The sequence below is a fragment of the Veillonella magna DSM 19857 genome, from assembly GCF_000428745.1.
Taxonomy (GTDB): Bacteria; Bacillota; Negativicutes; order Veillonellales; family Veillonellaceae; genus Veillonella_A; species Veillonella_A magna.
The window spans coordinates 82368-108525 of the sequence record NZ_AUAN01000008.1; the positions used below are offsets into that span (position 1 = coordinate 82368).

A 26158-nucleotide genomic window follows, 5' to 3' on the forward strand; every position below is an offset into this window, starting at 1 on the left:
GGTAGTTTTCCTATGATGCGTTTAATTAACAACAAGAAAAATGTAAAAATTGTTTCCTTTTTGGTAGCCTTGATTTTCGTGCTTGGCGTTGGTGCCCTGGCATATACGCAAATGGCTACACCTTCAATGGCAGCTGATACCAGCAATATTGGTGTTGTGGATACGTCGCGTCTGTTGAACGGCAATTCTCCGGTAGTCGCAGAAGCTACCAAACAGATGGATGCATATAAGCAAGAACTAAATACGCAATTCCAAAAAGAATCGGCCAATATGGATGATCAGCAAAAAGCAAAATTAGCATCTGAATATCAGGGCAAAATGCAGAATAAAATGATGGAATTGCAAAAAGGTATTCAGGCTAAGGTGTCCGATGCGGCTAAATCGGTAGGCGATGCTAAGGGCCTTACCGTGGTTATGGATAAGAACAGCGTATTGTATGGTGGTGTAGATATTACGGAACAGGTGCAGAAAAAACTAGAAAGCAGCTCCGGTAATGCATCCGATACTACCGACAAGAGTGATGCGAAATAATAGACTGACCACATACAGCAATCGTGAGTAACAGGCCTACGGCCGGGTAGGAGATAGTATGAACTTAAAACAACGATGGTTGCTGTTGGGACTGGTAGTGGTATTGGCTTTAGTGGCGGCCATGGCTATTTACGGCTTTTTAGGAAAAAAGCAAGTAAATGATGCAAAGCCGGTGGTTGTCGGTGTAGTTAAGCTGGATAAGGTGGTCCCGCTGCATCCTTCTTATGCGCAGTATGAAGCGTTAAAAAATGAATACAGTAAAATCGAAGCGGAATACAAAGCGCAACAGCAGGGGCTGACCGATAAAGCACAGGAGCAAGCGTTGGTATTGCGAAATATTGGAAGCGATCAAGCGCTGACCGACTCTTTGAATACTGAATTGGCAGCAAAAATTGCGGCCAAACAGGAAGCGCTTAATATGAAGCTGGCACACAAACGACGTGAGCTTTTGGAAGCGTACCAAAAGGAAATGAAGGTAGCGCCCAATGAAGTTGATTTGCGGATTGTTAATTTGCAGCTGGAATTGACAACATTAACAAAAGCGCCGACGGTGAATGAGGAGCAAGCAGCGGCGCAAGATGCGGCGATTGCCGCCAAACAGGCGGAGCTCGATCGATTGTTGGCGGAGCGAAAGATAGCACCTAACGCAGCGATTAACGAGTTGGAGGCGCGAGTGAATGCGGCCCTCAAGCCACTTCATGATGAAGGGCAACAAGAATTGGAAGCGTACGCAAAGTCACTGCATGAAGAGTTGGCAAAGCGTCGTCAATCTATGATTCAAGAAAAAGCCGATGCCTATATGCAGCAGAATGCATTGCCCGATCCGGTGGCTTGGAATACAGAATGGCAAACTCGTTTGGATAGACAAAAGGAAGCTGTAGATGCGATGCATGAGGCGATTCTGGAAGATATCAGAACTCGGGCGGCGGTAGTAGCCGAGTCACGTGGATTAACACTGGTAGTCACAAATGAGGTTAGCAATATTAAAGGCGTAGATATTACGGATGCGATTATTGCATCCTATGAATAAAAGGAGTAAGACAGAATGACACAACGAACGAAACGAATGTTAGCTACAGCTATGATGGTACTTTCTTTAGGATTGGTAGCCGGATGCGGAGCACAGGAACAAATCGGCTATGTAGATATGCAGACATTGATGACACAAAGTCAGAAAGGTCATGATACGGAAGCTAAAATCAAAGCGAAGTATGAAGAAATTTCACAGCGCTTGGCACAGGCACAGCAGTCTCAGTCGGCAGAAGAATTTGCCCAGACACAGATGAAGGCTAAACAGGAATTTGATATTTACCAGCAGGCTATGGGTAAGGAGTTCCGTACGTTTGTGGATAGTAATTTAAATGCCTTAGCAAAAGAAAAAGGCATGACCGCAGTCATGGAAAAGGGTGTAATTATGAGCGGTGGCACTGACTTGACCAATGAATTGTTGGAAAAAATGGGTAAAGTAAAGACTGACGATGGACAGAAGGCAGACGGCGATGCTCAGAAACAAGCAGATAGCAATGGGCAAAGTGGTAATGCAGATAATGCGCAGAAATAATAAGCAGTAGAATCGAAGGGAGACTTTCAGGGTGAAATACACGGTAGAAGAACTGGCAAAGGCGGTTCACGGATCCGTCATCGGTGATGGATCTAAGGTGATTGAAGAGACGCGCAGCCTGGATCAAGGCGCGCCGCAGGCGATTTCTTTCGCCATTGGAGAGTATTGTGAATTTGTACCACAGGCAAAGTCCGGGGCTGTTATAGTAGAGGCGCCTGTTGAAGGTGCTCCGATGCCGCTTATCGTGGTGGAAAATGCCAAGGTAGCTTTTGCACAGATTTTGGAGATGTTTCACCCGCCGGTAGTTTTTCCAAAGGGGATTCACGAAACGGCTATTATCGGCAAAAATGTTACCATTGGCGAAAATGTAAGCATCGGGCCTTATTGTGTAGTCTATGATAATGCGATTATTGGCGATAATGTGGTATTGCATCCGTATGTGTATATCGGTCACAACACGCGCATCGGAGATGATACGGTCATTTATGCAGGGGCTATCGTACACGAAAACTGCGTCATCGGTAAACGTGTAGTACTGCGTGCAAAAGCGGTTATCGGTGGTGAAGGCTTCGGCTTTGCTACGGAGAATGGTGTCCATACACATATTCCGCAGGTAGGCAATGTAATTTTGGAAGACGATGTGGAAGTAGGATCTTGCTCATGTATCGATAATGCAACGATGGGATCTACCTTGGTGCGTCGCGGTACGAAGATAGATAACTTGGTGCACTTAGGCCACAATGTTGAAATCGGTGAAGATTGCTTCTTGATTGCCCAAGTTGGTATTGCAGGCAGCACGAAGTGCGGTAATCATGTTATTTTTGCGGGGCAAACCGGCTGTACCGGGCATATCACGATTGGTGATAATGTAACCTTTGCCGGCAAGACCGGTATTATCGGCAATGTACCGTCTGACGGATTGTATGCAGGGTACCCGATGAGACCGCATAAGGAATGGCTTAAGATTGAAGCATATCAATCGAGATTGCCGGATATGGCAAAAACGGTTAAAAAACTGGAAAAAGAAGTGGCACGCTTAAAGGAGCAATTGGAGGGTAAGTAACTGACATATGTATAGGTTTATGAAGCTTTTCAGTGCATTCATATGTATGTTGCCGCATAGCTTGCAGTACGCTATCGGCAGTATAATTGGCGAGCTTGCTTGGCTGCTGCTGCCGCCGAAGCGTCGTCGGTTGGCTATCGGTCAGATATTATTCTGTAAAATCACGGAGGATCCGGCAGAGGCCAAACGCATTGCCAAGAAGAGTACAACTCGTTTTGGTCGCATGATGATCGATGTTTTGCGCTACCCGGAAATCAAAGACGGCGCATACAAAGATATGTTTGAAATGGTGGGCCGCGAATATTTGGACGATGCAAAGGCAGACGGTCGCGGTGCTGTGTTGATGGCGATTCACAGTGGTAACTGGGAACTTTTAGGTGGTATTTTAGCATCCGAAGGGTATCCGTTGATCTCTGTAGCGATGAAGCAAAATGGCGATGCGGATCGTTTCATTAATGAATACAGAGAGCTTATGCATCAGCATGTTACCTATAAAACGGGTGTGCGTGAAATGGTTCGGGAACTTCAAAAGGGAAGTATGATTGGCTTGATCATGGACCAGGACCCGGGAGATAAAGGCATCTTAGTACCGTTCTTTGGCTATGAAACATTGACACCGGTCGGTCCGGCTGTGATGGGGCGTATGAAAGATGTGCCGATCATTCCGGTGATGATTCATTACGACGAATACAAGAAGAAACATATTATTACCGTTTCGGCACCGTTTTATGCGGAGCATACAGACGATAAAAAAAGAGATACCGCAGTGACGCTGACAAAATTAAATGAATGGATTGAAGATTACATACGTCGCTATCCGGAAGATTGGTTCTGGCTTCACAATCGATGGAAGTGGACGCGCCGGTATTATGCGGACTCCATTGAGGTTCCTCCGGATTCAATGAAATGATAGAGAACGGATGATAGCGTTTCCGTTTAACATGTAAAAATATATCGCAGTTCTTAGGGTATAAAAGATAGGCCCTGAGGGCTGCGATATTTTTTTCTTGTACAAGACTATGTATATGAGATATAATAGAGAACGAATTATCACATGGATATGAATTCGGAGAAAGGAGGACCCTGATGATACTGCAACAAAAAACCTTGTGCAAGGAGATTCAGTATAAGGGGACCGGCCTTCACAGTGGCCAACCGGTAACGATGACATTAAAGCCGGCTGAAGCCAATACGGGGATAGTGTTTGTGCGAACGGATTTACCGGGTGCTCCCTGCGTAAAAGCAGTAGCAGAGAACGTAACAAATACTATGCGAGCAACAACGCTGGAAAACGGCGATGCCAAAGTAGTAACTGTGGAGCATTTGTTAGCTGCCTTTTATGGGCTGGAAATAGATAATTGTTATGTTGAACTCGATTCACCGGAACCACCGGTCGGTGATGGCAGTGCAGAAGTTTTTGTAGGTCTGATGAAGGACGCCGGCATCAAAACATTGGATGCAGAGCGAACCTTATATCATGTGAAACAGTCACATGCCGTATATGACGGTGATAAATTTATTGCCATTATGCCTTACGATGGATTGCGCGTTACGTTTACGTCTATTAATCCGCATCCTTTATTGGGAACGCAACAGGCAGATTTTACGGTGACGCCGGATGTATTTGATACGGAGATTGCATCGGCGCGAACCATCGGTTTTGTTAAAGAAATCGAACAACTGCAGGCGATGGGATTGGCAAAGGGCGGCAATACGGATAATGTATTGGTATATGATGATGAAACTTGCTTGTCCGTGCCACGATTTGATGATGAATTAGTGCGCCATAAAATTCTTGATATCTTGGGGGACTTATTTTTACTGGGACCTATCACTGGTCATATTATTGCTGTAAAGTCTAGTCATGCGCTGAATTCGGCGTTAGCACATAAAATACTGGATGAAATGAAGGAGGACTAATACAATGATTCTGACTGTTGAAGATATTATGGAGATTTTGCCGCATCGTTACCCTATGTTATTGGTGGATCGCATCATTGAATTGGAACCGATGAAACGCGCTGTAGGTATTAAGAACGCAACCTTTAACGAACTGTTTTTCCAAGGTCATTTTCCGGGCAATCCGGTTATGCCCGGTGTATTGCTTACGGAAGCGATTGCACAGGTAGGCGGCATTGCTCTTCTGTATCCTGAAGAAAACAGAGGAATGACTCCGATGTTTACCGGTATTGATAAGGTACGTTTTCGTCATCCTGTTAAACCGGGTGATACGGTACGTATGGAAGTGGATATCGTTAAGATTAAAGGCCGCATGGGCAAGGTAGAAGGCCGCGCTTATGTAGGCGACAAACTGGTAGCCAGTGGCGAATACATGTTTGCTTTAGTCAAACACGAAGATAAATAAGAAATACGTAGAAATAAAGTACAATATCAGTAAAAGTATATGAATAGACTGAGAATTTGATTATTTTGCGGGGAAATAGCTTAAATTGGAAGTTCACTTTTTATAGCTTTTACACGACTCTATAAGCAAGAGTAAAAAGTCGCCGTCTCGGCAGAGTAAGGAGTGACATAGATGATCGTAGTTGGCATGGAAAATGCTACTTCAAATATACATAGCAGTGCCGTAATTCATCCTGATGCCAAGTTGGGAAAAGGCGTTATCGTTGGCCCCGGTGCGGTTATCGGCGAGAATGTGGTAATCGGTGATGGCACAAAGATTGGTGCTAACGCTGTTATCGGCGGGTGGACAACCATCGGTAAGAACTGTGAAATCTATCCGAGTGCTTCCGTTGGGTTGGAGCCACAGGATTTAAAATTTAAAGGTGAAAAGAGCTTTTGTAATATCGGAGACGAAACGGTGATCCGCGAATTTGTTACCATCAGTCGAGCTACCGGCGAAGGTGAGGAAACGCGCATCGGTAACAACTGCCTGTTTCAGGCATGTACTCACGTAGCTCATAATTGTATTGTTGGTAATAATGTGATTATGAGTAACTGTGCGGGTCTGGCCGGTCATGTTGTTGTTGAGGATCGTGTTGTCATCGGCGGGATTGCAGGTATTCATCAATTTGTAAAGATTGGTCGCAATGCGATGGTCGGCGGTATGGCAAAGGTTGTGCAGGATATTCCGCCGTATTTGATTGCCGATGGTCAGCCGGCTCGTGTTATCGGGCTTAATTCGGTGGGGCTATCGCGTGCCGGTATTTCCGAAGAAGTTCGTCATGAATTGAAAAAAGCATTTCGTATTATTTACCGGTCCGGGTTCAGTTTGTCGCGGGCTATTGAAGAAATGGAACTGCAACTGAATTCATCGGTTGAAATTGAAAATTTATTGCGCTTCTTGCGCAATGCCGATCGCGGTATTATGCGTACGCGTCGCGATTAAACATTAAGGGGCTTAGCCAGTGATTTAATACGTGAATCATTGGTGGTCCCTTTTTTGTTGAACGGTAAGCCAAGGGGAAATATTATTAAAAATTAGATAATTATTTGATATAATAGAGTGTAACGCTTTGTTGCGTATGGAAAGCAATGCGCTTTCATATAATTAGATGATACATGACTGGGAGGCTGAAATGGCAAAAGTTGGTTTGTTGGCAGGGATTGGCAAGCTGCCGGTAGAGTTTATGCGCGCTGCACAAACAGCGGGTTACGAAGTGGTTGTCATTGCCCTGATACCCGATACGGATCCTGCGTTAGCGGAGGAAGCACAGGCGTACTATGAAATCAATGTTGCTAAAGTAAATACCATATTCAAAACACTTCATGCAGAAGGTGTTACGGAAATTACCATGTTGGGGAAAGTAACGAAGGAATTACTTTTTAAAGGACTTCGTATGCCTGACATGCGAGCCATAAAAATTTTAAGCTCTTTGCGTAACCGAAAGGATGACACCATCATGCTAGCCATCGTCGATGAGTTGGCAAAGGAAGGCATTCAGGTAGCTGACCAAACAAAATATATGAAGTCTTTAATGCCGGCACCGGGGGTGTTAACAAAAAAACAGCCTACCGAGGAACAGTTGGCAGATATTCGTTTTGGTTTTGAAGTGGCGAAGCAAATGGGTGGCCTTGATATCGGTCAAACGGTAGTCGTAAAGCATTTGGCGGTTATGGCCATCGAGGCTATTGAAGGTACGGATGCCTGCATTCGCCGCGGCGGTGAGTTAGGACGTGGCGATGCCGTAGTGGTTAAGACGGCGAAGCCTGAGCAAGACGTACGGTTTGATGTACCGGCCGTGGGCCTTCGAACAATTGAATCCATGATTGCCGGAGAATGTAAGGTGCTGGCTATTGAGGCACATCGCACCATCTTTGTAGAACAGGAAGATGTGTTGAAATTAGCCAATCGTAAAGGTATTGTTATTTGTGCCGTTGAAGGGCCGGATGAGGAGTAACGAATGAAGGTAATGTTTTCAGCCGGCGAAGCTTCCGGTGATACGCATGCGGCAAGTGTAGCAAAAGCACTTCGCCAGATCTATCCCGACGTGACCATGTTCGGCATGGGTGGCGATCTCATGGCAGCACAAGGCGTTGATATTATATATGACATAAAAAATCTCGGCTATATCGGCATTGTAGAAATCGTGAAAGCACTACCGGAATTTTTTAAACTTCGTCGCTTTTTGAAAGAGGCTATGATACGTGAAAAACCGGATGTTGTGGTTTGCGTTGACTATCCGGGATTTAATATGAAGTTAGCTAAGGTAGCACATGAGCTGGGAATTCCCGTGGTGTACTATATAGCGCCGACAATATGGGCTTGGCATAAAAGCCGCGGCAAGGATATTGCTAAGTATGTAAGCAAGGTGGCTTCGATTTTTCCGTTTGAAGCCAAAGCCTATGAAGAATTTCATGTGCCCGTAGAGTTTGTGGGACATCCCTTAGTGGATATTGTGCAGCCGTCTATGAGCGAAGCGGCAGCTTATGAATACTTTGGCACTGCAGAGGATGCATGCAATGTATTGCTTATGCCGGGTAGCCGTAAGCAGGAAGTAATAGGGCTGTTGGACATTATGTTGGACGGTGCTTCTCGTTTCTATGTGACGCATAAGAATGCTCGCTTCTTTGTACCGCGGGCGCATACTATTGATAGAGAACTGTTGGAAGAGCGCATCCGTCGGTTTGATTTGCCGGTTACAATTACGGAAGGTCATACTTATGACTTAATGGGAATTTGTGATGTATGCTTGGCGGCTTCGGGGACGGCGACTTTGGAAACGGCATTGATGAACTTGCCTACCGTGTTATTGTATCGCTTATCTGCCGTAACCTATGCATTGGCGAAACTGTTGGTATCGATTCCCGATGTAGGATTGCCTAATATCGTGGCCGGTCATCGCGTCATTCCGGAATTGATTCAAGGCGACGTGACAGCCGCTAATGTGCATACCGAGTTGTGTCGAATTGTAGATAATCCCGAAGTCTATTCGACGATGAAAGAAGAGCTGCGGCAGGTAAAAGAAGCCCTAGGTGCACCGGGAGCAGTGCTGCGCGTGGCGCAGGTAATTACGGAAGTTGCTGGCGGAGGACGATAGATGGGTAGCTACAAACGATTATTAACTTATGTACGGCCATATATCGGCCGAATGATTTTTGGACTGGTTTGCATGATTATAGCGGCAGCCGCCTATTTGGTTGTACCTTGGCTCATAAAAAATGTAGTGGACAAGGTATTGGCCGAAAAAAATATGTACATGCTAAACCTAGTGGTTATTTCTATTTTGGTTGTATTTTTGGTTCGCGGATTTGCCACGTATGGACAAACCTACACGATGTCGTATATCGGACAGCGTGTTATTATCGATATTCGCGAAGCTATGTTTAAGCATCTGCAGCGACTGGATCAAGCCTATTATGATAGACGCAAGACAGGCGTCATCATGAGTAACTTGACCAATGATGTGGCGGCGTTGCAATCGGCGATTGTCGATAACTTGGTGTCCTTTATTACCGAAGGGGTTACGCTTATCGGTTCATTGGTGTCTATGCTGTACTTAGACTGGAAGCTCACCTTGGTAACCTTGGTCATCGTGCCGGTAGTGCTGGGAATTATTAATATTTTCGGTAAACGGCTGCGCATAGCAGGTCATGACGTGCAAGGGCGTATAGCGGATATTACCTCCTTACTACAGGAAACCATATCCGGTGCGCGGGTGGTGCGTTCGTTTGCCCGCGAAGGGTATGAGGTGCAGCGTTTTGAACGGGAAAACCAACGCAATTTCCGTGCGGTAATGCGAGCTACGAAGCTTACAAGTCTTCTCAGTCCGTTAGTTGAATTTTCAGCGGCGATAGCCGTTACCGTAATACTTTGGTACGGCGGCTATTCGGTTGTCACCGGTGCTATAACGGCGGGGTCATTGATTGCTTTTCTGATTTATGCTATTAACCTTTCCAATCCGGTAAAGCGATTAAGTCAGGTGTATGGTAATATTCAAAAGGCTATGGCTGCCGGCGATCGCGTATTTGCGATTCTTGATACAAAACCGGAAGTCGTGGAGAAAACCAATGCCATTGTATTACCCGAAGTAGATGGTCGCGTGCGGTTTGACCATGTATCATTCAGTTACGACGGTGAGAAAAAAGCGTTGGATAATTTTTCGTTGGATGTTCCGGCCGGTAGAGTGGTGGCCATTGTAGGGCCGTCCGGTGCGGGAAAAACAACGATTGCTAATTTATTGCCCCGTTTCTACGATGCTACGGAAGGTGCGATTACCGTTGATGGCATTGATGTACGGGATGTGACATTCCAATCGCTGCGCGAGCAGATTGGCGTAGTACCGCAAGAAACGATGCTTTTTAATGCAACCATTAAAGATAATATTTTATACGGTCGCTTGGACGGAACGGATGAAGAGGTATATGCAGCGGCAAAGGCCGCCAATGCGTTGGAGTTCATCGAACGATTGCCGGAGGGCATGGACACTTTGGTCGGTGAAAGAGGTAGTTCCTTATCCGGCGGACAAAGACAGCGCATTGCGATTGCCAGAGCTATTTTAAAGAATCCGAAGATTTTGATTTTGGATGAAGCCACTTCGGCACTGGATACGGAAAGTGAAAAGTTGGTGCAGGAGGCATTGGAGCGATTGATGCAGGGACGTACGGCATTCGTTATTGCTCATAGACTCAGCACCATTAAAAATGCCGATCAAATCGTTGTACTCCGTGAAGGTAAGTTGGTAGAGTCCGGTACCCATGACGAATTATTAGCGGCAGGCGGGTTATACCAACATCTCTATTCTGTTCAATTTGCGAGTAAAGGGTAACGGGAATGTATTGGATATATAATATACTGCTCATTATTTATTGGATCGGTCTGATTCCTGTCATCTTGTATCGACTGACATTCGAAGAAGGCTTTTATGAGCGTATTAAACAAAGTGCCGGTTTTATGCCGGATTCGTTAATGAAGAAAATTGAAGGACGACGCGCTATATGGTTGCATGCTGCTTCTGTGGGAGAAATAGTGGCAACGAGCCCTATCGTCAAGGACATTAAGAAAAAATTCCCGGAAGCCGTTGTTGTTGTTTCGGTGGTTACGGCTACAGGACATGCGATGGCACATCGGATTATTCCGGAAGCAGAGGGAATCATATTTTTCCCGCTGGATCTACCGTTTTTGACCCGACGCATTCTTGATTTGATAAAGCCGATAACGATTTTACTGGTGGAAACTGAGATTTGGCCAAACTTTTTGCGCATTGCAGAGAAAGAAAAGATTCCGGTAATGATGGTAAACGGACGAATCAGCGATCGCAGTATGCATCGATACATGTTTATCAAATCGTTTACGCGGGAGATGTTGGGCTCCATAGAGAAATTTTGTATGCAGTCTAAGATTGACTCGGAATATATTAATATTCTGGGAGCCGATAAGAACCATATCACGGTAACGGGCAATACCAAATATGATCAAACCTATGCGCAAGTAACGAAGGAAGACAAGGAAGCATTGCAGCATGAATTCGGTTTCGGCTGTAATCATCCTATTATCGTGGCCGGCAGTACCCATAAAGGGGAAGAAGAAAGTGTGTTGTCTGCTTTTAAAGTTATTTTAAAGGAATTTCCGGGAGCCCGGCTTCTCATAGCACCGCGTGAAATTATGCGCGGACATGATGTAAAAGAGCTGGCCGAAGCGCAGGGGCTTAAAGCTATCTGTCGCAGTCAGATGACGGAGCCGGTCCATGAAGGCACACCGGTAGTTGTATTGGATACTATCGGTGAGTTAGGTCGACTGTACAGCTTAGGTGATATTATTTTTGTCGGCGGTTCATTGGTTCGCACCGGCGGTCATAATATTTTGGAACCGGCTGCTCATGGGAAACCGATTTTGGTAGGACCGCACATGTTCAATTTTAAAGAAATTTATGCGCTGTTAAGCTCTCGCAATGCATGCCGTATGGTAAAAGATAAACGAGAACTGTTGGATGCCATGTTGGAACTGTGTCACAACAAAGAATTGCGTGAAGAAATGAGTCGTAACTGTTTAGAACTGGTACGGGAAAATCGAGGAGCTACACAGAGAAACACGGAAGAGCTGCGTAAGCTTTTTGAGGAGCATCAAATTATTCCATAACAAGAATGTGAATCGGAGGAGGCAACCTATGGAAGGGGAAGCACTATTTAAACAAATTATTAGTGGTAAAAAAAGCGGCCCCTTGGGAGCTTTGGCTCGAGGAAGCTTACTGTTGCTTAGCAAGCTGTATGCCTATGGTGTCAATAAAAGAAATGCCGCATACGATAAGGGGCAAAAGGTAAGCCGTGTAAATGCACCGGTCATCAGTGTAGGGAATATCACCGCCGGCGGAACAGGAAAAACGCCGATGGTAGCCTATTTATGCCGCGAGTTGGAACGACGCGGACTTCATCCGGCTGTTGTCAGTCGAGGCTATAAAGCAGCGGATAACAAGCAGAGTACGATAGTAGCGCACAATGGTGAATACCGAGTAACGCCGTCTATATCCGGTGATGAAGCTTGGCTCTTGGCTCGGGGACTGCAACAGGGCAGCGTCCTTATAGGCCGTTCGCGGGTGACTTCCGCAGAACTGGCCATACGGGAATTACATAGTGACGTTATCGTTATGGATGATGGATTTCAGCATCGAGCCTTGTATAGAGACGTTGATATTGTCTTGATTGATGCAGCCAATCCGTTCGGCTATGACCATGTATTGCCCAGAGGACTCTTGCGGGAACCGCTTACCGGATTAACGCGGGCCAGCCTGCTTATCTTGACGAAGACAAACCAGGTTTCTCCGTCGACATTAGAAGTGTTGAGAAAACGCTTACAAGAATTGGCACCTACGATTCCTTTGGCGGAAACCGTGCACAGTCCTGTGGGTGTTTCCGAGCTAGAAGCATGGGCCAAGGGAGAAGCCTTGGTTCCTTTGCAATCATATACAGATAAAAAAGTATGGGCCGTCAGCGGCATCGGTCAGCCGGAATCTTTTGTGAGTACCTTGAAGGAAGCCGGCTATGATGTAATCGGCATGAAGGCCTTTGGCGATCATCATGATTACAGTCGCGATGATGTGTTTCAAGCCGTGGCGGAGGCGAAGGCAGCCGGTGCAGAGGCGATAGCTGTGACGGAAAAAGATGCCGTAAAATTAGCAGCTGTACTTTCCGGATGTAAGACCGAATTACCGATTATCGTATTAGCAATCGGTATACAATTTACAAGCAATGAAAAAGCAGTGCAAGAAGTACTGGACAATATAAAAGGAGCTGACGATTAATGAAGGTTGTATGCGTAATTCCGGCTAGATATGGTTCCACACGATTGCCGGGGAAACCATTGGCAGATATTGCCGGTAAACCTATGATTCAACGGGTTTACGAACGAGTAAGTAAGGCGAAGCGACCGGATGCGGTCATTGTAGCTACCGATGACCGGCGCGTATATGATGCGGTAGTGTCCTTCGGGGGACAAGTGGTTATGACGCGAAACGATCATCCGACGGGTACCGATCGACTGGCGGAAGTAGCAGAAGGATTAGCGGATGTGGATGTCATCATCAATGTACAAGGTGATGAACCCTTAATCGAGCCTACATTAATCGACGAATTAGCCGATTTGTTTGCTGCGGACGATGCGCCGCACATGGCGACGGTAGGTGCTCCTTTGATGGAGGAAGAATATAATGAGCCATCGGCAGTAAAGGTGGTTTGTAATAAAAAAGGGGATGCCATGTATTTTTCTCGCTCCCTTATACCGTATCCGCGGCATAATTTTGTCAATAGCCCTCTTAAACATATCGGCATTTACGCATACAGCAAACCTTTTTTGCTACAATACGCAACGATGGAACCTACACCGGCAGAACAGACGGAGTCATTGGAACAGTTGCGAGCCTTGGAAAATGGCTATACTATTCGTGTAATTCCTACACAGTCTCGCTTTGTTGGCGTCGATACGCCGGAAGATTTAGCATTAGTTAATCGTATTTTTAAAGAACAACAGGTATAATAAATAACGGAAAATGAGGTAGATACGAATGAAAGAAGTGAAAATAGGTAACTTAACGGTAGGCGGTGGCAAAGGGCTGTTTTTGTTGGCAGGACCCTGCGTTATCGAGGATCCAGAACGCACATTGATGATTGGTCGCCGTATAAAGGAAATTTGCGATCGCCTGGGTATCCCGTATATCTTTAAGGCTTCCTTTGATAAGGCTAACCGCTCCAGCTACAGCTCCTTCCGTGGTCCCGGACTCGAAGAAGGCTTAAAAATTTTGGCGCATATTAAAAAAGAACTTCAGGTCCCGGTAGTGAGTGACATCCATTCGGTGGAACAAATTGAACCGGCCGCAGACGTGTTGGATGTGTTACAAATTCCGGCGTTCTTATGCCGTCAAACTGATTTAGTGTACGGCGCCGCCAAAACAGGAAAATGCGTTAATGTGAAAAAAGGGCAGTTTATGGCACCGAAGGATATGATTAACGTATTAAAGAAGATGGAAGAAGCCGGGAATGAAAACCTTATGCTTACCGAACGCGGTGCAAGTTTTGGTTATAACAACTTAGTGGTAGATATGCGCTCCTTCCCGATTATGCGCGACTTCGGTTATCCGGTTATTTTTGATGCCACCCACAGCGTGCAGCTTCCGGGCGGAGCAGGTACAAAATCTTCGGGGCAACGCGAATTTGTTCCCTTCCTTTCCCGTGCAGCGGTAGGTGCCGGTGTGGACGGACTCTTTATGGAGGTTCATGATAATCCGGAAGAAGCGCTGTCCGACGGACCGAATATGGTTCGTCTCGATGATTTGGAAGCAATATTACGTGATTTAAAGGCAATTGATACTATAGTTAAAGGCTAAAAGGAGATTGGCTCCATGAATGTATTAGAACAAGCAGCACAGGTGCTCCATGAAGAAGCACAAGCAATAGAAAAACTCATTGACACGTTGGACAACAGCTTTGTAGAAGCAGTGACGATGATATTGGGCTCTAAAGGTCGTGTAGTGTGTACCGGTATGGGAAAATCCGGACACATCGCCAGAAAAGTATCGGCTACACTGGCAAGTACGGGTACGCCGGCATTATTCTTACATCCCGGTGAAGGTGTGCACGGCGATTTAGGCATGGTAACGAGTGAGGATATCGTGCTTGCTTTTTCTAACAGCGGTGAAACGGCAGAGGTTGTTAGCTTATTGCCGTCGCTTCGTCGCATCGGAGCCAAATTGATTAGTGTGGTAGGAAATCGCAATTCTACCTTGGCTAAAAATTCGGATATTGTTTTGTTAGTAGAAGTTGAAAAGGAAGCCTGTCCGTTAGGTTTGGCTCCCACAACCAGTACAACGGTGGCCTTGGCATTGGGCGATGCCTTGGCTGTATGCTTGTTAGACAGACATCACTTTACGCCGGAGAACTTCGCTGTTTTCCATCCAGGTGGATCCTTGGGGCGTAAATTACTGTTGACCGTAGAAAATATTATGCATAGCGGTGATAATAATCCGGTTGTTCACAAAGGATCTACGGTGCAGGATGCTCTGTTTGTAATGACGGATAAAGGCCTGGGAGCAGCTAATATTGTGGATGAAGAAGGCCGCCTCATAGGCTTGGTTACTGACGGTGATATCCGGCGCGGTCTCGATTCGGGAAGCAATTTCTTGGAATGGCCCGTAGAAGATATGATGACGTCTATGCCGCGTACGATTACCAAGGATAAGCTAGCAGCAGAAGCGTTGCATCGTATGGAAAAAAATCAACCGCGCCCGATTACGGTGCTTCCCGTAGTGGATGATGATGGTATGTGCTTAGGTCTTGTACATATTACCGATTTGTTGCGCCGAGGAATTGTATAATGAAGATACAGTGTTTATTATTAGACGTAGATGGTGTATTGACGGATGGAAAATTAATTTACACATCCTCTGGAGAAGAGATGAAAGCCTTTAACGCACAGGATGGCTTGGGACTGGCATTGGCCAGACGCTCCGGTTTGCGCTTGGGGATTATTACGGGGCGCACTTCACCAATGGTGGAACGCCGGGCAAGAGAACTCAAATTTGATTTTCTCAGAATGGGCAGCAGCAATAAAAGTGAAGCTATCCGTGAATTGATGAAAGAAACCGGTATTGATGCAAGTGCCATTGCCTATATGGGGGACGATCTTAATGATTTGGGAGCGTTTGCCATGGTAGGTCTTGCCATTGCTCCGGCAAATGCCGTGAACGATGTAAAAAACAGAGCCGACTACATTACGCAGGCCTCCGGTGGTTGCGGGGCCGTGCGTGAAGCGGTAGAATATATCTTAAAAAGAGAAGGCGTATGGAATCGCCTGGTAGAGGATTATGAACGAGAAATATATGCACATGGGCAATAGTGGAAGGAGGTGCGTGCCGCATGTCGAACGAATGGCAATATAATACGCTGAAATGGCTAAGTCGTATGACATGTAAGCTTTCTTACAGCACGATACTTCGCATCGGAGCTACTATCGGACCGATGTACTCTTTGTTTGGAAAAAAGCAAAAAGAGCGTGGTATTAAAAATATTATGCTGGGGCTCTCCATGAATAAACAGGAGGCAACGGCATTAATTGAGCGATTGTTCAAAAACATGGGCCGTGCTGCTATGGAAATTTTATATATGCCGAATTTAACGAAAGAATTTATTTACGAGCATATTGAAATGCGTGGTACGGAACACCTGGATAAAGCGTTGGCGGAAAAGCGTGGCGTCGTTATTCTCACTGCTCATGTGGGCAACTGGGAGTGGATGGGGGCCGCCTTGGCTGCGCATGGTTATCCGTCGACAACTATTGTAAAGAAGCAGCCGAATGCACAATTTACCCGTCTTATGAATGAATACCGTGAAATGGTAGGGCTTGAAGTATTTGCGCGCGGCGGATCGGAAATGATTCGCGCCGTAAAGGCAATGAAGCAGAAAAAATTATTAGGCTTCTTAGCCGATCAAGACGGCGGATTCCAAGGTGTACCGGTTATGTTCCTCGGACAGGATTCGTCGGCTGTGTTAGGACCGGCTACCTTTGCGCAAAAATTCAAAGCGCCGGTAGTGCCGGTGTTTACTTCTCGCAAAGAAAACGGACATATCGTTCATATTTTACCGCCTTTGTATTATGAAGATACGGGAAATGAAGAGGAAGATATGTATCGATTGACGGAAGAGACCGTACGGGTAACGGAAGCCTTTATCCGTGAACATCCCGATGAATGGCTATGGTTCCAGCATCGGTGGAATACGAAAATTCCGGAAATTGTAGATATTGAGCACAAGCTGAAGGTTAGGGAGGCCGTGCATGCTAAAAAATAAAAAGATTCTAGCATTGGCAGTAATAATACTGCTTGGGCTCTGCGGCTTTATATGGTACCTTATGAGCGGCACGACACCGCAGGATGAGGATCCGACGCAACCGAAGGGGAACTTGGTTACCTTTGACGGTTCGGAGTTAAAAGAGGTAGAGAACAATCAATTAGTTTGGACATTGCGAGCTAAAAGTATGAAATTAAACCCGCAAACGCGCGAATTATACGCAACGGATTTGGAAGCCAAATATTATAAGGGAGATACTGTGATGACAGTAACGGCACCGCGCGGTCATATCGCCGGCGATCGCAGTACCTTTGAGTTGGCCGGCGGGGTAAAGGCTGTCAATACAGAGGGCGCGAATTTTACGACAGATTCCCTTGTCTTTGACAATAAAAAGCATGAGTTGACATCTGCTGGTGCATTTACACTGGTTAATAAAGATGTTACGATTACCGGTGATAAAGTAAAAGCTGATACGGTGTTGGAAAAAATAACGGCGCTGGGTCATGCAAAATTGGTTAAGCAGTAACAGGAGGAAAAACAGTGAAGAAACGAAATAAAATAGCTGCTGTGGTAGCAGTGGCTTCCTGCTTGGTGCTACCGGTATGGGCAGCGACTACGAATTTGACAATTACCGCCGATACATTATCGTACGATGGTAAGACAGGCCGTGCCGATGCGGTAGGAAGCGTTGTTATTACCCGTGAAGATAAGACTATGACAGGTGCTTCCGGGTGGTATAATACCAAAACCGAAGAAGGTATTCTTACCGGCGGTGTTAGTATGATTGGTCAGAATATGTCTATGGCAGCATCAGAAGTACATAGCTATCATAATGACGAATTCAAAGCAACCGGTAACGTACATTTGCAGAAGGATAATAAGCAAGTCTACGGTGATGAAGTTACCTATAATACTTCTACCGATTACGGTGTGATTAACGGCAATGGCAAATTGGTAATGGAGGATTCGGTACTGACCGGTGATTATATTGAAGGTTGGATGAATCAAATTAAAGCCAACGCTAAAGGAAATGTTACCTTGTTTAGTGCTAAGCATAACTTGAATGCTACGGCGGACAGCGCTGTATATACGCAGACGCCGGGACAGGAAGACGGCGTAGCTTATTTAACGGGTAACGCACACGCCGTACAGAACGGGAATGTCCTTGATGCACCGCAGTTGAAGCTGGAAATGAAAGATAATTCCGTACAGACCATGGGTGGTCGCAGTACGCTTGTCATTACACCACAATAAGAGGAATGGCCATGTATATAGAAACGAAGAATTTAGTAAAAACGTACAAGGGTCGTAATGTAGTTGACGGCGTTAGTATTCGCGTACAGGAAGGTGAAGTGGTCGGCTTGTTGGGGCCGAACGGTGCCGGCAAGACAACTACCTTTTATATGATTGTGGGTATTGAAAAGCCCAGTGCCGGAGATATTTTCATCGGTAGCAAAGAAATTACTATGATGCCCATGTACAAAAGAGCCGGGCAAGGTATCGGCTATTTGCCGCAGGAAGCATCTATCTTTCGATCATTGTCGGTAGAAGATAATTTAAGAGCTATGCTACAGACTACGGAGCTATCGAAGAAAGAAATTGAAGAACAAGTGAATTCTCTCTTGCAGGAGTTTCATATAGCTCATGTAAGGTCGCGCATGGGTATGCAGCTATCCGGCGGTGAACGCCGCCGTGTAGAAATTGCCCGTTGTATAGCGTTGGCACCGCGGTTTATTCTGTTGGATGAACCCTTTGCCGGTGTCGATCCTATTGCGGTAGCCGATATTCAGTCGATTATCCGTCATCTTAAGCAGCGCGGTATCGGCGTGCTGATTACGGATCACAATGTGCGAGAAACCTTGGGGATTGTTGACAAGGCGTACATTTTGAATGAAGGTAAAATTTTATTGGAAGGCACATCGGATGAAGTAGCGGATAGCCCGATTGCTCGCGAATTCTATTTGGGTAAGGACTTTAGAATGTAAGGAATGGAGGCATTACAGTTTTGCGTATACTTGATAAATATATGCTAAAGGCATTCATCGGACCGTTTTTATTCGGTATCTTTGCCTTCACCAGCATATTTGTAGGTACCGGAACCTTGTTCCGTATTGCACAATATATTACGGAATACGGGGCCTCTATTTGGGCAGTTACAAGAGCCTTTGTACTGTCGTTGCCGTCAATCGTGGTACTTACCTTCCCTATGGCAGTGTTGTTGGCATCGCTGCTTACTTTCGGGCGATTGAGCAGCACCAGTGAGATTGTGGTAATGCGTGCCGGCGGTCTTAGCTTTTTGCGATTGGCCATGCCTATCTATATTACGGCGTTTCTTATTTCCATCGGTGCGGTTGCGTTCAATGAATATGTAGTGCCGGCATGTACGCACGCGTATCAGACGATTATCCGTGAAGAAATCAAAAAGCAGGTGACGCCGCAAGCGCAGACGCATATTGTACTGAAAACAATGGACGGCGATAAAATCAATACGCTGGTGTATGCGCAGAAGTACGATCCAAAGACAAAGCAGTTGACGGGCATAGCGGCACAAATTTTTAATAATGGCGAAGTAGCACAGATGGAACGCGCCAATACGGCAAATTGGAACGGTCGTTATTGGATTATGCATGACGGCGTTATATATGATTTGGCGCAAAACGGATCCGGCATCGAACGAACTATGAGCTTTAAGGAACAGGTGTTGCCTATTGCCAAAGATCCGAAACAGATTTCCGAAGAGCAGCGGGATCCGGAAGAAATGACGATTAAAGAATTACGTCATCAAATTGATGCGTATAAATCCAATTATGTATCCACGACTAAATTGGAAATGGAAATGTATCAGCGGTTTAGCATTCCTATTGCCAGTTTTGTATTTGCTTTGGTCGGGGCGCCGTTGGGATTACAAAAACAGCGATCCAGTTCGTCTATCGGATTTGGACTCAGTGTGTTGATTATATTTGTGTATTACGGCGTTATGACCTTTACGGCAGCTCTCGGTAAAGGCAATGTATTACCGCCGTTAGTAGCGGCGGCCATTCCTGACACCTTGGGCGTTATCGCCGGTTTATGGCTTAACTGGCGCGTTTCTAAATAACGAAAGGAGGTTACTATGCTTGTAGGCTTACGCATCATTATTATAGTCGCGATTATGGGTGGTATTATTGCCTTTATTGGCGATAAATTAGGAACTAAAATCGGCAAGCGACGGATGTCACTATTCGGGCTGCGGCCTAAGCATACCTCCATTATCGTTACGATTGTTACAGGTATTCTTATCGCAGCGGCTACCTTGGGAATTTTAAGTATTGCGTCCCAGAATGTGCGCACCGCTTTATTCGGGATGGAACAGCTGAAGGAAGAAATGCGTGCCCTTAATGCCAGCGTTGAATCCAAGAATAAGGAATTGGAACAAAGTAAAAAGGATATCGAAGCAAAAACGAAAGAGCTGACTACCATGAAGGCAGATATTCAAGCCACGCAAGCAGAACTTGACGAAGCGCGGGCAGCCCGTGATGCCATGAGCGGGCAATTAGTGTCCGTACAGGATGCGTACGCCCAAGCCGAAGCAAAGCTGGCCAATTCTCAATCGGAAATTAAAGGGCTTGAAGAAGAACGTAAAAATTTGGAATCCCATATATCCGACCTGCAGGTGACGATGAAGAGCTTGGAACAAGGGATTACGCAAATGCGTGAAGGCACGGTGTTATTCCGCGTCGGTGAAGTACTGTCCGGTGCGTTGGTGCGTCCGAATTTGACGGAAGCAGAAAGCGAAGCGGCGATTGCGCATATTCTTAACGATACGAATGGCTTAATCCTAAAACGATTGGGCATTGACGATGATAAGACGGTTATCTATGTAAGTCGTGCCAATGTGCAAGAAGTGGCGAAACAGATTGCGGCATCGAAGGAACCGATGACAATTCGCATCAGTGCGGCAGCCAATATTATATATGGCGAAGCAGCCTTAGCAGAGATTCGTGCGTATCCGTATGCACAGATTTTCCACCGCGGCGATGTTATATACAGCAGTGTCGTGCAAGGCGGAAATGATGCGCAGTATGCGGTACTGTCTTTCTTGAAGGCAGTTAATGCGGAAGCAAAATCGAAAGGTGTATTACCGGATCCGTTGAGCGGCGATGTAGGATCATTACCGGGGGATGAACTGTTTGAAACCATTCGTCAGTTGGAAGACATAAACGGTCCGGTCAAATTAGAAGCGATTGCTCGTGAGGACACATACACTGACGGGCCGGTACAAATCGAATTGAAAATTCATCGGTAAGATATGGTAAGTTGATAACAAAATACGATGGGAACCGTCATAGCTATAAGCAGATGATCAATAACGATTACGCCTACAGCTATGACGGTTTTTTTGTATCGAGATTTTATGTTACAATAGAAAAGCACAGATTTTTGAAAGGAGCGGGTAATATGCTGATTATAGCGGTTGACCCGGGCAATGAAAAAACAGGTATAGCCTGTCTTTTTTATGATGGCACATTGTACGAAAAAAAGATTGTGCCCAGCCATACCTTGGAAGATGCATTGACAGCTATGTTGCAACGAGTGCAGGCGGACAATCACGGGGTAACACATTTGGTGTGCGGCAACGGTACCAATCATAAGAAGCTGTTTACCGTAGTGCAGCGAGTAGCTGCTAAGGCGCAGTTACCGGCGGCACTTACTGATGAAGCACATACGACGGAAGAAGCACGCAAGCGGTATTGGGATTATAATCCGCCGAAGGGATTAAAACGATTTGTTCCTCGCGGCATGCTCTATCCGCCGGAACCGGTAGATGATTTCACTGCTTGGATAATTGGAGAACGATTTTTACAAAAGGAGGGGCTCTATGGCAGCTACGTATAAACGATCGAAAAATTTAACATGGAAGGACTATGTACTGCGATACATTATGATTATCATCGGTGCCGCCGTTTACACATTCGGACTGGATGTATTTTTGGTACCGAATCATATTATCGACGGTGGCGTAGTCGGTATATCCTTGATGGCAGCTACCTTATCGGGATACTCCTTCAGTTTTTTTGTAGTCCTGATTAATATACCGTTCTTGTATATAGGGTATAAGCTTATCGGCAAACGATTTACCATTGCCACCTTGTTCGGGATTTTATGTATCTCCCTGTTCTCGCTGTTGATGCATCAGGTGAATCCGGTAACGATCGATCCTTTCCTCGGAAGTATCTTCGGTGGTATCATACTCGGTATCGGGGTTGGTCTCATCATACGCAACGGTGGCTCTTTGGATGGTACAGAAGTAGTAGCTATTATCTTGGATAAGAAAAGTACTTTTTCCGTCGGTGAAATTGTAATGGCCTTCAACCTCTTTATTTTAGGGGCCGCCGGTTTTGTTTACAGCTGGAACAGTGCTATGTACTCATTAATTGCCTACTTCATTGCTTATAAGATGATCGACATTACCATTACCGGTTTGGAAGAATCCAAGGGCGTTATGATTATTACCGATGAACCGGAAGCTATCGGTGAAGTGCTCATGCATCGCTTGGGGCGCGGTGTCACGGTATTGTACGGTGAAGGTGGATATTCAAAACAACCAAAAAAAGTGTTATACTCAGTAGTAACGCGTCTGGAAATTACCAAGCTGAAAGATATCGTATATGAAAAGGATGAAAATGCATTTATCACTATTACGGACGTACATGATGTATTCGGCGGTCAGTTTGGTAAAAAGACGATTCACTAACAGCATGTGCGGAAAGGAGCACAAACGTATATGGAAAAGGATAAATCCGTAGGCAGTCAGATTTTGCATGAAATTTGGGAGTGGGTCTATGCCATTGTCATCGCGCTGGCAGTAGCCATGGTTGTCCATATTTTTGTCGGACAAATCACGCGCGTATCCGGTGAATCCATGGAAAACACCTTGCACAACGGTGATTTCTTGGTTGTTTCCAAATGGAGTCACCTGCAAAATAAAGTGCCGGATTACGGACAGATTGTTATTATCGACAGCCGTGTTAACCGACCACGCACTTGGAAGGATGATGTTACCGATGTAGCCGGTAATTACGTGGCCATTTTTTCATCAAAAGCAGAACAACATAATGCGTGGGTAAAACGCGTTATCGGTCATCCCGGCGATGTGTTGGAATTTAAAAACGGTCATGTATGGCGTAACGGTGAGGAATTAGAAGAACCTTACACAAAGGATGTGACGATGGACTTTTCACGGGCAACTCCGATAAAAGTGCCGGATAACTGCGTGTTCGTCATGGGGGATAATCGCAATCATTCGAGCGACAGCCGCTTTATCGGACCGGTTCCCATCGATCATGTATTGGGTAATGTAGTCTATGATTTTAATTTGTTCAGATAACAGTTAATTGGTTTGGGTAGTAAGAGATTAAGATAGGAGATTTGTGTGAAGCAGGTAGCGTATTCTTTACAACGTGGCATAGATAGCCAAATGCATTTTTTATTAGGATTTAGCGGTGTCGTAGTAGCCGCTGCCGTCGATCGCGTGCTTGATGGGGTAGATGCGATGAAAAAACTGGTGCAGATGCAGGAAAACTTTGCTGTCATCGAGCATCAGGTAGATGTTATTGACGAAGCTATGCGCACGGTGATTAATGCAGAAGCAATGCTCGTTGGAGAGTCTAAGAAAAAAGCCATCGAAGAAGGAGAAAAACGTCGTCGCGCTGCGATTGATGCGGTAGTGGGACATGTGGACGAATTGGTGCAGCTCATTGCAACCATCCGCAATGAAAGCACGCGCATGTTCTTGGATGAAGCGGCGCGAAGCTTAGACATGACGATACGATTCTTATTCCGCCTGGTGATTTACTTGGAAGAGATGCGCGTCAAAACCGATATGCCACTCGACATGTGGGAAATTTTGAAAAAGCAAGGGAACGTAAGCTATCGCCTGTCGATGACAGAGGAAGAACAAATCGGTGTGATGAATTGTATCGAAGCCGGTGTTCGCTTTGTTGTGGATGAAATGGATATGATTATCCGACACAGTGTAGTAAAAAAAGCAATTACCGGTAAGCGTATCCCGATTAAAGCGGCTCTCGGTAAAATGCAGACAGCCTGTGAAGAAATCGAAGAAAAATTATCTAATGCGCCGACAGCCGTAGTGGCAGCCGAACTTTTTGAGCAGTGGTATGCTATGGTAGGCTTACAAAATAAATTGGCCGAACAGGTGCTAAAAGTTATTCGTGTACTCGATGAAGCGGCGGATAAGGAAAATAATTTGGAACAAGCATCGGCTATGCTTAACAGCCATACGAATATTCTCGGCTATGGATTAGCCGGAATTTCTATGCTCTTCAGTACGGTGAATCAAGAAAGCTGATGTTTAATAATCCTGTAGTATAGGTATAGAGTTGCTGTGAAAGGAAGTCGTATGATGACTGGTTCCGAGAAAAACAAACGGGTCATGGAAAAGAAAATTAGGGCTGTAGGGTGGTACTTTATAGTGGATGTATATGGAGATCACCTTATTTCTTGTATAGATAGGATGCAAGAAGTCATAGACAGATACAGAACAGATAACCGGTTATGTAGTGAAGAAAAGTTGGGACCGGGGATTGATTTTATTCTGCATCTGAACGTGTGGCTCAGACTGATTGAAGACGCCAGTTGTTTGGGAACAGAACTAAATACTTCAAGCGTGAAATTAACTAAAAGAAAACGACAACAAAAGGAAGAAAAATTCCATCTGTTGTTAGGAGTAACAAAAAGACTAGTAAAACGATTAGTCGAAGATATTGAAGATACGGCACACATTTATAATGGGGATTTACGGACAGATATCAATCTGTTATTGATGGAGGTAATAGTATTAATTGATGTACTTACACATGAACCGGACGAGAGAAAACACCATTTGCTGCCCATCAATTATGAAGAACCAATTAGTGATGAGTGGTCGATACAAGTATTGACGTATGAAGGAATGCCGGGAGCGCTGGTTGTAAGAGGGATAATGGGATTAATTATGAAAATGCAAGACCGTGTTTTGGCTATTTTGCATAAAATTCAGAATAAACAAGCACCCATAGAAATCGATGAGGAGCCACTAGTGGCATATGAAAAAGCAGCAAAACGTTTTAATGCCTTTGCCTCAACCAAACGAGCGGAGCCGGTGAAGTTAATAGACTTGGCAAAAGAAATATCTTATGCAGTAGTAGCGGGGAAAAAGCTTGGGGTTCATACTTTGCGGTGGATGAAAGAATTAGATGGGATGATTTCTAATGCCGATGAAGTGGATACGGAAGAGTTGAGTGACATGAGCTATTCTTTGTATTTGCTTTCTTGCTGGACGGTGTATATACCGCGCTTGATGGGAGAGTACATGGAGGTGGACATAGATTCGCCGCTTCATACAGAGGGAAACAATAAGATAGTGCTTTCGTAATCATCAGTACGGTGTGTGAATGTAAGATGTGTTGATAATAGAATCGGCAAAATTTACCGGTAATGATGATGTAAAAATAGGCAATACGAAAGATGTACCGGCAATACTACCGGCAAAGGTTAGGGTAAAAAGTTACGAAACTTTTGCACCTATACTTAAACTAAACGAAACTAAACTAAACATCTCTAAAGAAAGTACAAAGAAAGGTAGCGAAGCTATCCTTGAACAACCACAAAATAAATTAAAAAATGTAGAAGAGGGATTCGTCGTTTTGCCAACGCCATGGACAAAAATAACGCACGTTGCATACGTAAAAAACGAAAACTCTTTACAAACTTTTGGTTTCATGGTAATATACGTATAGATTCAATGAGCGAACGAAAGCAAGATATTGATAACAGGTACAACATTTGTGAGGAAACGTGGACACTCCATCTAAGGAAATACCTCGAGTCGATGGACGGCGAGTAGGGAGCGAAATGGAATCGACATTTAGTTTTTTTCTATTTCATTCCGAAAGGGGTATTTACAATGAAAAAACGTTTTGCAGCCGTATTTGCAGCAACTGCTGTATTGGGCGTAACAACTGCATTCGCAGCTAACCCGTTCTCCGATGTAACTCCGTCCGATTGGGCATACCAGAGTGTATCCCAGCTCGCAGCAGCTGGTGTAATCAACGGTTATCCGGATGGCACTTTCCAGGGCCAGAAAAACATCACTCGTTACGAAATGGCTCAGATGGTAGCTAAAGCAATGGCTAACGAATCTCGTGCTAATGCTGAACAGCAGGCTATGATCAACCGTTTGGCTGACGAATTCTCCAGCGAATTGAACAACCTCGGTGTTCGCGTAGCTA

At 45.2% G+C, this 26158-nt stretch carries 30 protein-coding genes; all 30 read left to right on the top strand.

Annotated elements, in window-relative coordinates:
• Window positions 1-12 precede the first annotated feature (12 nt).
• On the top strand, window positions 13-531 hold the full coding sequence (locus G344_RS0103830) for an OmpH/Skp family outer membrane protein (RefSeq protein WP_028255042.1): 519 nt from the start codon (window positions 13-15) through the stop codon (window positions 529-531).
• Between the two features lie 58 nt (window positions 532-589).
• Complete coding sequence (locus tag G344_RS0103835; protein WP_028255043.1) at window positions 590-1561, top strand: hypothetical protein; 972 nt, start codon at window positions 590-592, stop codon at window positions 1559-1561.
• 15 nt (window positions 1562-1576) lie between these two features.
• Window positions 1577-2092 (top strand): OmpH/Skp family outer membrane protein, encoded by a 516-nt coding sequence (locus tag G344_RS0103840; RefSeq protein WP_028255044.1) that lies wholly within the window; start codon window positions 1577-1579, stop codon window positions 2090-2092.
• A 31-nt stretch (window positions 2093-2123) separates the two neighbouring features.
• On the top strand, window positions 2124-3155 hold the full coding sequence (gene lpxD / locus G344_RS0103845; RefSeq protein WP_028255045.1) for a UDP-3-O-(3-hydroxymyristoyl)glucosamine N-acyltransferase: 1032 nt from the start codon (window positions 2124-2126) through the stop codon (window positions 3153-3155).
• A gap of 7 nt (window positions 3156-3162) precedes the next feature.
• Window positions 3163-4065, top strand: coding sequence for a lysophospholipid acyltransferase family protein (locus G344_RS0103850; protein ID WP_028255046.1), 903 nt, complete (start codon window positions 3163-3165; stop codon window positions 4063-4065).
• Window positions 4066-4241: 176 nt separating this feature from the next.
• Window positions 4242-5075 (top strand): UDP-3-O-acyl-N-acetylglucosamine deacetylase, encoded by an 834-nt coding sequence (lpxC, locus tag G344_RS0103855; RefSeq protein WP_028255047.1) that lies wholly within the window; start codon window positions 4242-4244, stop codon window positions 5073-5075.
• Between the two features lie 4 nt (window positions 5076-5079).
• Window positions 5080-5520, top strand: coding sequence for a 3-hydroxyacyl-ACP dehydratase FabZ (gene fabZ / locus G344_RS0103860; protein ID WP_028255048.1), 441 nt, complete (start codon window positions 5080-5082; stop codon window positions 5518-5520).
• A gap of 171 nt (window positions 5521-5691) precedes the next feature.
• Window positions 5692-6504: an acyl-ACP--UDP-N-acetylglucosamine O-acyltransferase gene (gene lpxA / locus G344_RS0103865; protein WP_028255049.1), complete on the top strand. Its 813-nt coding sequence runs from the start codon at window positions 5692-5694 to the stop codon at window positions 6502-6504.
• A gap of 190 nt (window positions 6505-6694) precedes the next feature.
• Window positions 6695-7516: an LpxI family protein gene (locus G344_RS0103870; RefSeq protein ID WP_028255050.1), complete on the top strand. Its 822-nt coding sequence runs from the start codon at window positions 6695-6697 to the stop codon at window positions 7514-7516.
• A 3-nt stretch (window positions 7517-7519) separates the two neighbouring features.
• The gene (gene lpxB / locus G344_RS0103875) at window positions 7520-8656 is read left to right on the top strand and encodes a lipid-A-disaccharide synthase (RefSeq protein WP_028255051.1); all 1137 of its coding nucleotides are present in this window, start codon (window positions 7520-7522) and stop codon (window positions 8654-8656) included.
• Window positions 8657-10384, top strand: a complete 1728-nt coding sequence (gene msbA, locus G344_RS0103880) for a lipid A export permease/ATP-binding protein MsbA (protein ID WP_028255052.1) — start codon at window positions 8657-8659, stop codon at window positions 10382-10384.
• 5 nt (window positions 10385-10389) lie between these two features.
• Window positions 10390-11694, top strand: a complete 1305-nt coding sequence (locus G344_RS0103885; protein ID WP_028255053.1) for a 3-deoxy-D-manno-octulosonic acid transferase — start codon at window positions 10390-10392, stop codon at window positions 11692-11694.
• Between the two features lie 28 nt (window positions 11695-11722).
• The gene (gene lpxK / locus G344_RS0103890; RefSeq protein WP_028255054.1) at window positions 11723-12853 is read left to right on the top strand and encodes a tetraacyldisaccharide 4'-kinase; all 1131 of its coding nucleotides are present in this window, start codon (window positions 11723-11725) and stop codon (window positions 12851-12853) included.
• The gene (gene kdsB, locus G344_RS0103895) at window positions 12853-13584 is read left to right on the top strand and encodes a 3-deoxy-manno-octulosonate cytidylyltransferase (protein WP_028255055.1); all 732 of its coding nucleotides are present in this window, start codon (window positions 12853-12855) and stop codon (window positions 13582-13584) included. The genes lpxK and kdsB overlap by 1 nt, the downstream gene beginning before the upstream one ends.
• A 28-nt stretch (window positions 13585-13612) precedes the next feature.
• Complete coding sequence (gene kdsA, locus G344_RS0103900; RefSeq protein ID WP_028255056.1) at window positions 13613-14431, top strand: 3-deoxy-8-phosphooctulonate synthase; 819 nt, start codon at window positions 13613-13615, stop codon at window positions 14429-14431.
• A gap of 15 nt (window positions 14432-14446) precedes the next feature.
• A complete protein-coding gene (locus G344_RS0103905; RefSeq protein WP_028255057.1) occupies window positions 14447-15418 on the top strand; it encodes a KpsF/GutQ family sugar-phosphate isomerase in 972 nt (323 codons plus the stop codon).
• Window positions 15418-15939 carry a KdsC family phosphatase gene (locus G344_RS0103910; RefSeq protein ID WP_028255058.1) on the top strand — a complete coding sequence of 174 codons (522 nt, stop codon included), beginning with the start codon at window positions 15418-15420 and terminating at the stop codon, window positions 15937-15939. The genes G344_RS0103905 and G344_RS0103910 overlap by 1 nt, the downstream gene beginning before the upstream one ends.
• Before the next feature lie 20 nt (window positions 15940-15959).
• A complete protein-coding gene (locus G344_RS0103915; protein ID WP_028255059.1) occupies window positions 15960-16889 on the top strand; it encodes a lysophospholipid acyltransferase family protein in 930 nt (309 codons plus the stop codon).
• A complete protein-coding gene (lptC, locus tag G344_RS0103920; RefSeq protein WP_028255060.1) occupies window positions 16876-17415 on the top strand; it encodes an LPS export ABC transporter periplasmic protein LptC in 540 nt (179 codons plus the stop codon). The genes G344_RS0103915 and lptC overlap by 14 nt, the downstream gene beginning before the upstream one ends.
• Before the next feature lie 14 nt (window positions 17416-17429).
• Window positions 17430-18143: an LptA/OstA family protein gene (locus tag G344_RS0103925; protein ID WP_038154890.1), complete on the top strand. Its 714-nt coding sequence runs from the start codon at window positions 17430-17432 to the stop codon at window positions 18141-18143.
• 11 nt (window positions 18144-18154) lie between these two features.
• Window positions 18155-18874 (top strand): LPS export ABC transporter ATP-binding protein, encoded by a 720-nt coding sequence (gene lptB / locus G344_RS0103930; protein WP_028255062.1) that lies wholly within the window; start codon window positions 18155-18157, stop codon window positions 18872-18874.
• Between the two features lie 20 nt (window positions 18875-18894).
• On the top strand, window positions 18895-19986 hold the full coding sequence (locus G344_RS0103935; RefSeq protein ID WP_028255063.1) for an LptF/LptG family permease: 1092 nt from the start codon (window positions 18895-18897) through the stop codon (window positions 19984-19986).
• A 15-nt stretch (window positions 19987-20001) separates the two neighbouring features.
• Window positions 20002-21174, top strand: coding sequence for a DUF3084 domain-containing protein (locus tag G344_RS0103940; protein WP_028255064.1), 1173 nt, complete (start codon window positions 20002-20004; stop codon window positions 21172-21174).
• Between the two features lie 152 nt (window positions 21175-21326).
• Complete coding sequence (locus tag G344_RS10630) at window positions 21327-21764, top strand: RuvC family protein (RefSeq protein WP_038154892.1); 438 nt, start codon at window positions 21327-21329, stop codon at window positions 21762-21764.
• Window positions 21748-22623, top strand: a complete 876-nt coding sequence (locus tag G344_RS0103950) for a YitT family protein (RefSeq protein WP_028255065.1) — start codon at window positions 21748-21750, stop codon at window positions 22621-22623. Before G344_RS10630 ends, G344_RS0103950 begins: the two co-directional genes overlap by 17 nt.
• A gap of 30 nt (window positions 22624-22653) precedes the next feature.
• A complete protein-coding gene (gene lepB / locus G344_RS0103955) occupies window positions 22654-23256 on the top strand; it encodes a signal peptidase I (RefSeq protein ID WP_028255066.1) in 603 nt (200 codons plus the stop codon).
• A gap of 45 nt (window positions 23257-23301) precedes the next feature.
• Window positions 23302-24237 carry a hypothetical protein gene (locus G344_RS0103960; RefSeq protein ID WP_028255067.1) on the top strand — a complete coding sequence of 312 codons (936 nt, stop codon included), beginning with the start codon at window positions 23302-23304 and terminating at the stop codon, window positions 24235-24237.
• Window positions 24238-24288: 51 nt separating this feature from the next.
• On the top strand, window positions 24289-25302 hold the full coding sequence (locus G344_RS0103965; RefSeq protein ID WP_156886147.1) for a hypothetical protein: 1014 nt from the start codon (window positions 24289-24291) through the stop codon (window positions 25300-25302).
• Between the two features lie 28 nt (window positions 25303-25330).
• Window positions 25331-25666: a hypothetical protein gene (locus tag G344_RS0103970; protein ID WP_028255069.1), complete on the top strand. Its 336-nt coding sequence runs from the start codon at window positions 25331-25333 to the stop codon at window positions 25664-25666.
• 167 nt (window positions 25667-25833) lie between these two features.
• The coding region (locus tag G344_RS0103975) for an S-layer homology domain-containing protein (RefSeq protein ID WP_028255070.1) at window positions 25834-26158 on the top strand (325 nt) is incomplete at its 3' end.

What these genes read in the sequence shown, in the direction of transcription:
- G344_RS0103965 (WP_156886147.1), top strand. Translation starts at nt 24,289, where the DNA reads ATGATGACTGGTTCCGAGAAAAACAAACGGGTCATGGAAAAGAAAATT.
- G344_RS0103910 (WP_028255058.1), top strand. Translation starts at nt 15,418, where the DNA reads ATGAAGATACAGTGTTTATTATTAGACGTAGATGGTGTATTGACGGAT.
- G344_RS0103905 (WP_028255057.1), top strand. Translation starts at nt 14,447, where the DNA reads ATGAATGTATTAGAACAAGCAGCACAGGTGCTCCATGAAGAAGCACAA.
- G344_RS0103840 (WP_028255044.1), top strand. Translation starts at nt 1,577, where the DNA reads ATGACACAACGAACGAAACGAATGTTAGCTACAGCTATGATGGTACTT.
- lpxK (WP_028255054.1), top strand. Translation starts at nt 11,723, where the DNA reads ATGGAAGGGGAAGCACTATTTAAACAAATTATTAGTGGTAAAAAAAGC.
- kdsB (WP_028255055.1), top strand. Translation starts at nt 12,853, where the DNA reads ATGAAGGTTGTATGCGTAATTCCGGCTAGATATGGTTCCACACGATTG.
- G344_RS0103885 (WP_028255053.1), top strand. Translation starts at nt 10,390, where the DNA reads ATGTATTGGATATATAATATACTGCTCATTATTTATTGGATCGGTCTG.
- G344_RS0103835 (WP_028255043.1), top strand. Translation starts at nt 590, where the DNA reads ATGAACTTAAAACAACGATGGTTGCTGTTGGGACTGGTAGTGGTATTG.
- fabZ (WP_028255048.1), top strand. Translation starts at nt 5,080, where the DNA reads ATGATTCTGACTGTTGAAGATATTATGGAGATTTTGCCGCATCGTTAC.
- G344_RS0103830 (WP_028255042.1), top strand. Translation starts at nt 13, where the DNA reads ATGATGCGTTTAATTAACAACAAGAAAAATGTAAAAATTGTTTCCTTT.
- lpxA (WP_028255049.1), top strand. Translation starts at nt 5,692, where the DNA reads ATGATCGTAGTTGGCATGGAAAATGCTACTTCAAATATACATAGCAGT.
- msbA (WP_028255052.1), top strand. Translation starts at nt 8,657, where the DNA reads ATGGGTAGCTACAAACGATTATTAACTTATGTACGGCCATATATCGGC.
- G344_RS0103870 (WP_028255050.1), top strand. Translation starts at nt 6,695, where the DNA reads ATGGCAAAAGTTGGTTTGTTGGCAGGGATTGGCAAGCTGCCGGTAGAG.
- kdsA (WP_028255056.1), top strand. Translation starts at nt 13,613, where the DNA reads ATGAAAGAAGTGAAAATAGGTAACTTAACGGTAGGCGGTGGCAAAGGG.
- G344_RS0103850 (WP_028255046.1), top strand. Translation starts at nt 3,163, where the DNA reads ATGTATAGGTTTATGAAGCTTTTCAGTGCATTCATATGTATGTTGCCG.
- G344_RS10630 (WP_038154892.1), top strand. Translation starts at nt 21,327, where the DNA reads ATGCTGATTATAGCGGTTGACCCGGGCAATGAAAAAACAGGTATAGCC.
- lepB (WP_028255066.1), top strand. Translation starts at nt 22,654, where the DNA reads ATGGAAAAGGATAAATCCGTAGGCAGTCAGATTTTGCATGAAATTTGG.
- G344_RS0103950 (WP_028255065.1), top strand. Translation starts at nt 21,748, where the DNA reads ATGGCAGCTACGTATAAACGATCGAAAAATTTAACATGGAAGGACTAT.
- G344_RS0103940 (WP_028255064.1), top strand. Translation starts at nt 20,002, where the DNA reads ATGCTTGTAGGCTTACGCATCATTATTATAGTCGCGATTATGGGTGGT.
- lpxB (WP_028255051.1), top strand. Translation starts at nt 7,520, where the DNA reads ATGAAGGTAATGTTTTCAGCCGGCGAAGCTTCCGGTGATACGCATGCG.
- G344_RS0103915 (WP_028255059.1), top strand. Translation starts at nt 15,960, where the DNA reads ATGTCGAACGAATGGCAATATAATACGCTGAAATGGCTAAGTCGTATG.
- lpxC (WP_028255047.1), top strand. Translation starts at nt 4,242, where the DNA reads ATGATACTGCAACAAAAAACCTTGTGCAAGGAGATTCAGTATAAGGGG.
- lptB (WP_028255062.1), top strand. Translation starts at nt 18,155, where the DNA reads ATGTATATAGAAACGAAGAATTTAGTAAAAACGTACAAGGGTCGTAAT.
- lptC (WP_028255060.1), top strand. Translation starts at nt 16,876, where the DNA reads ATGCTAAAAAATAAAAAGATTCTAGCATTGGCAGTAATAATACTGCTT.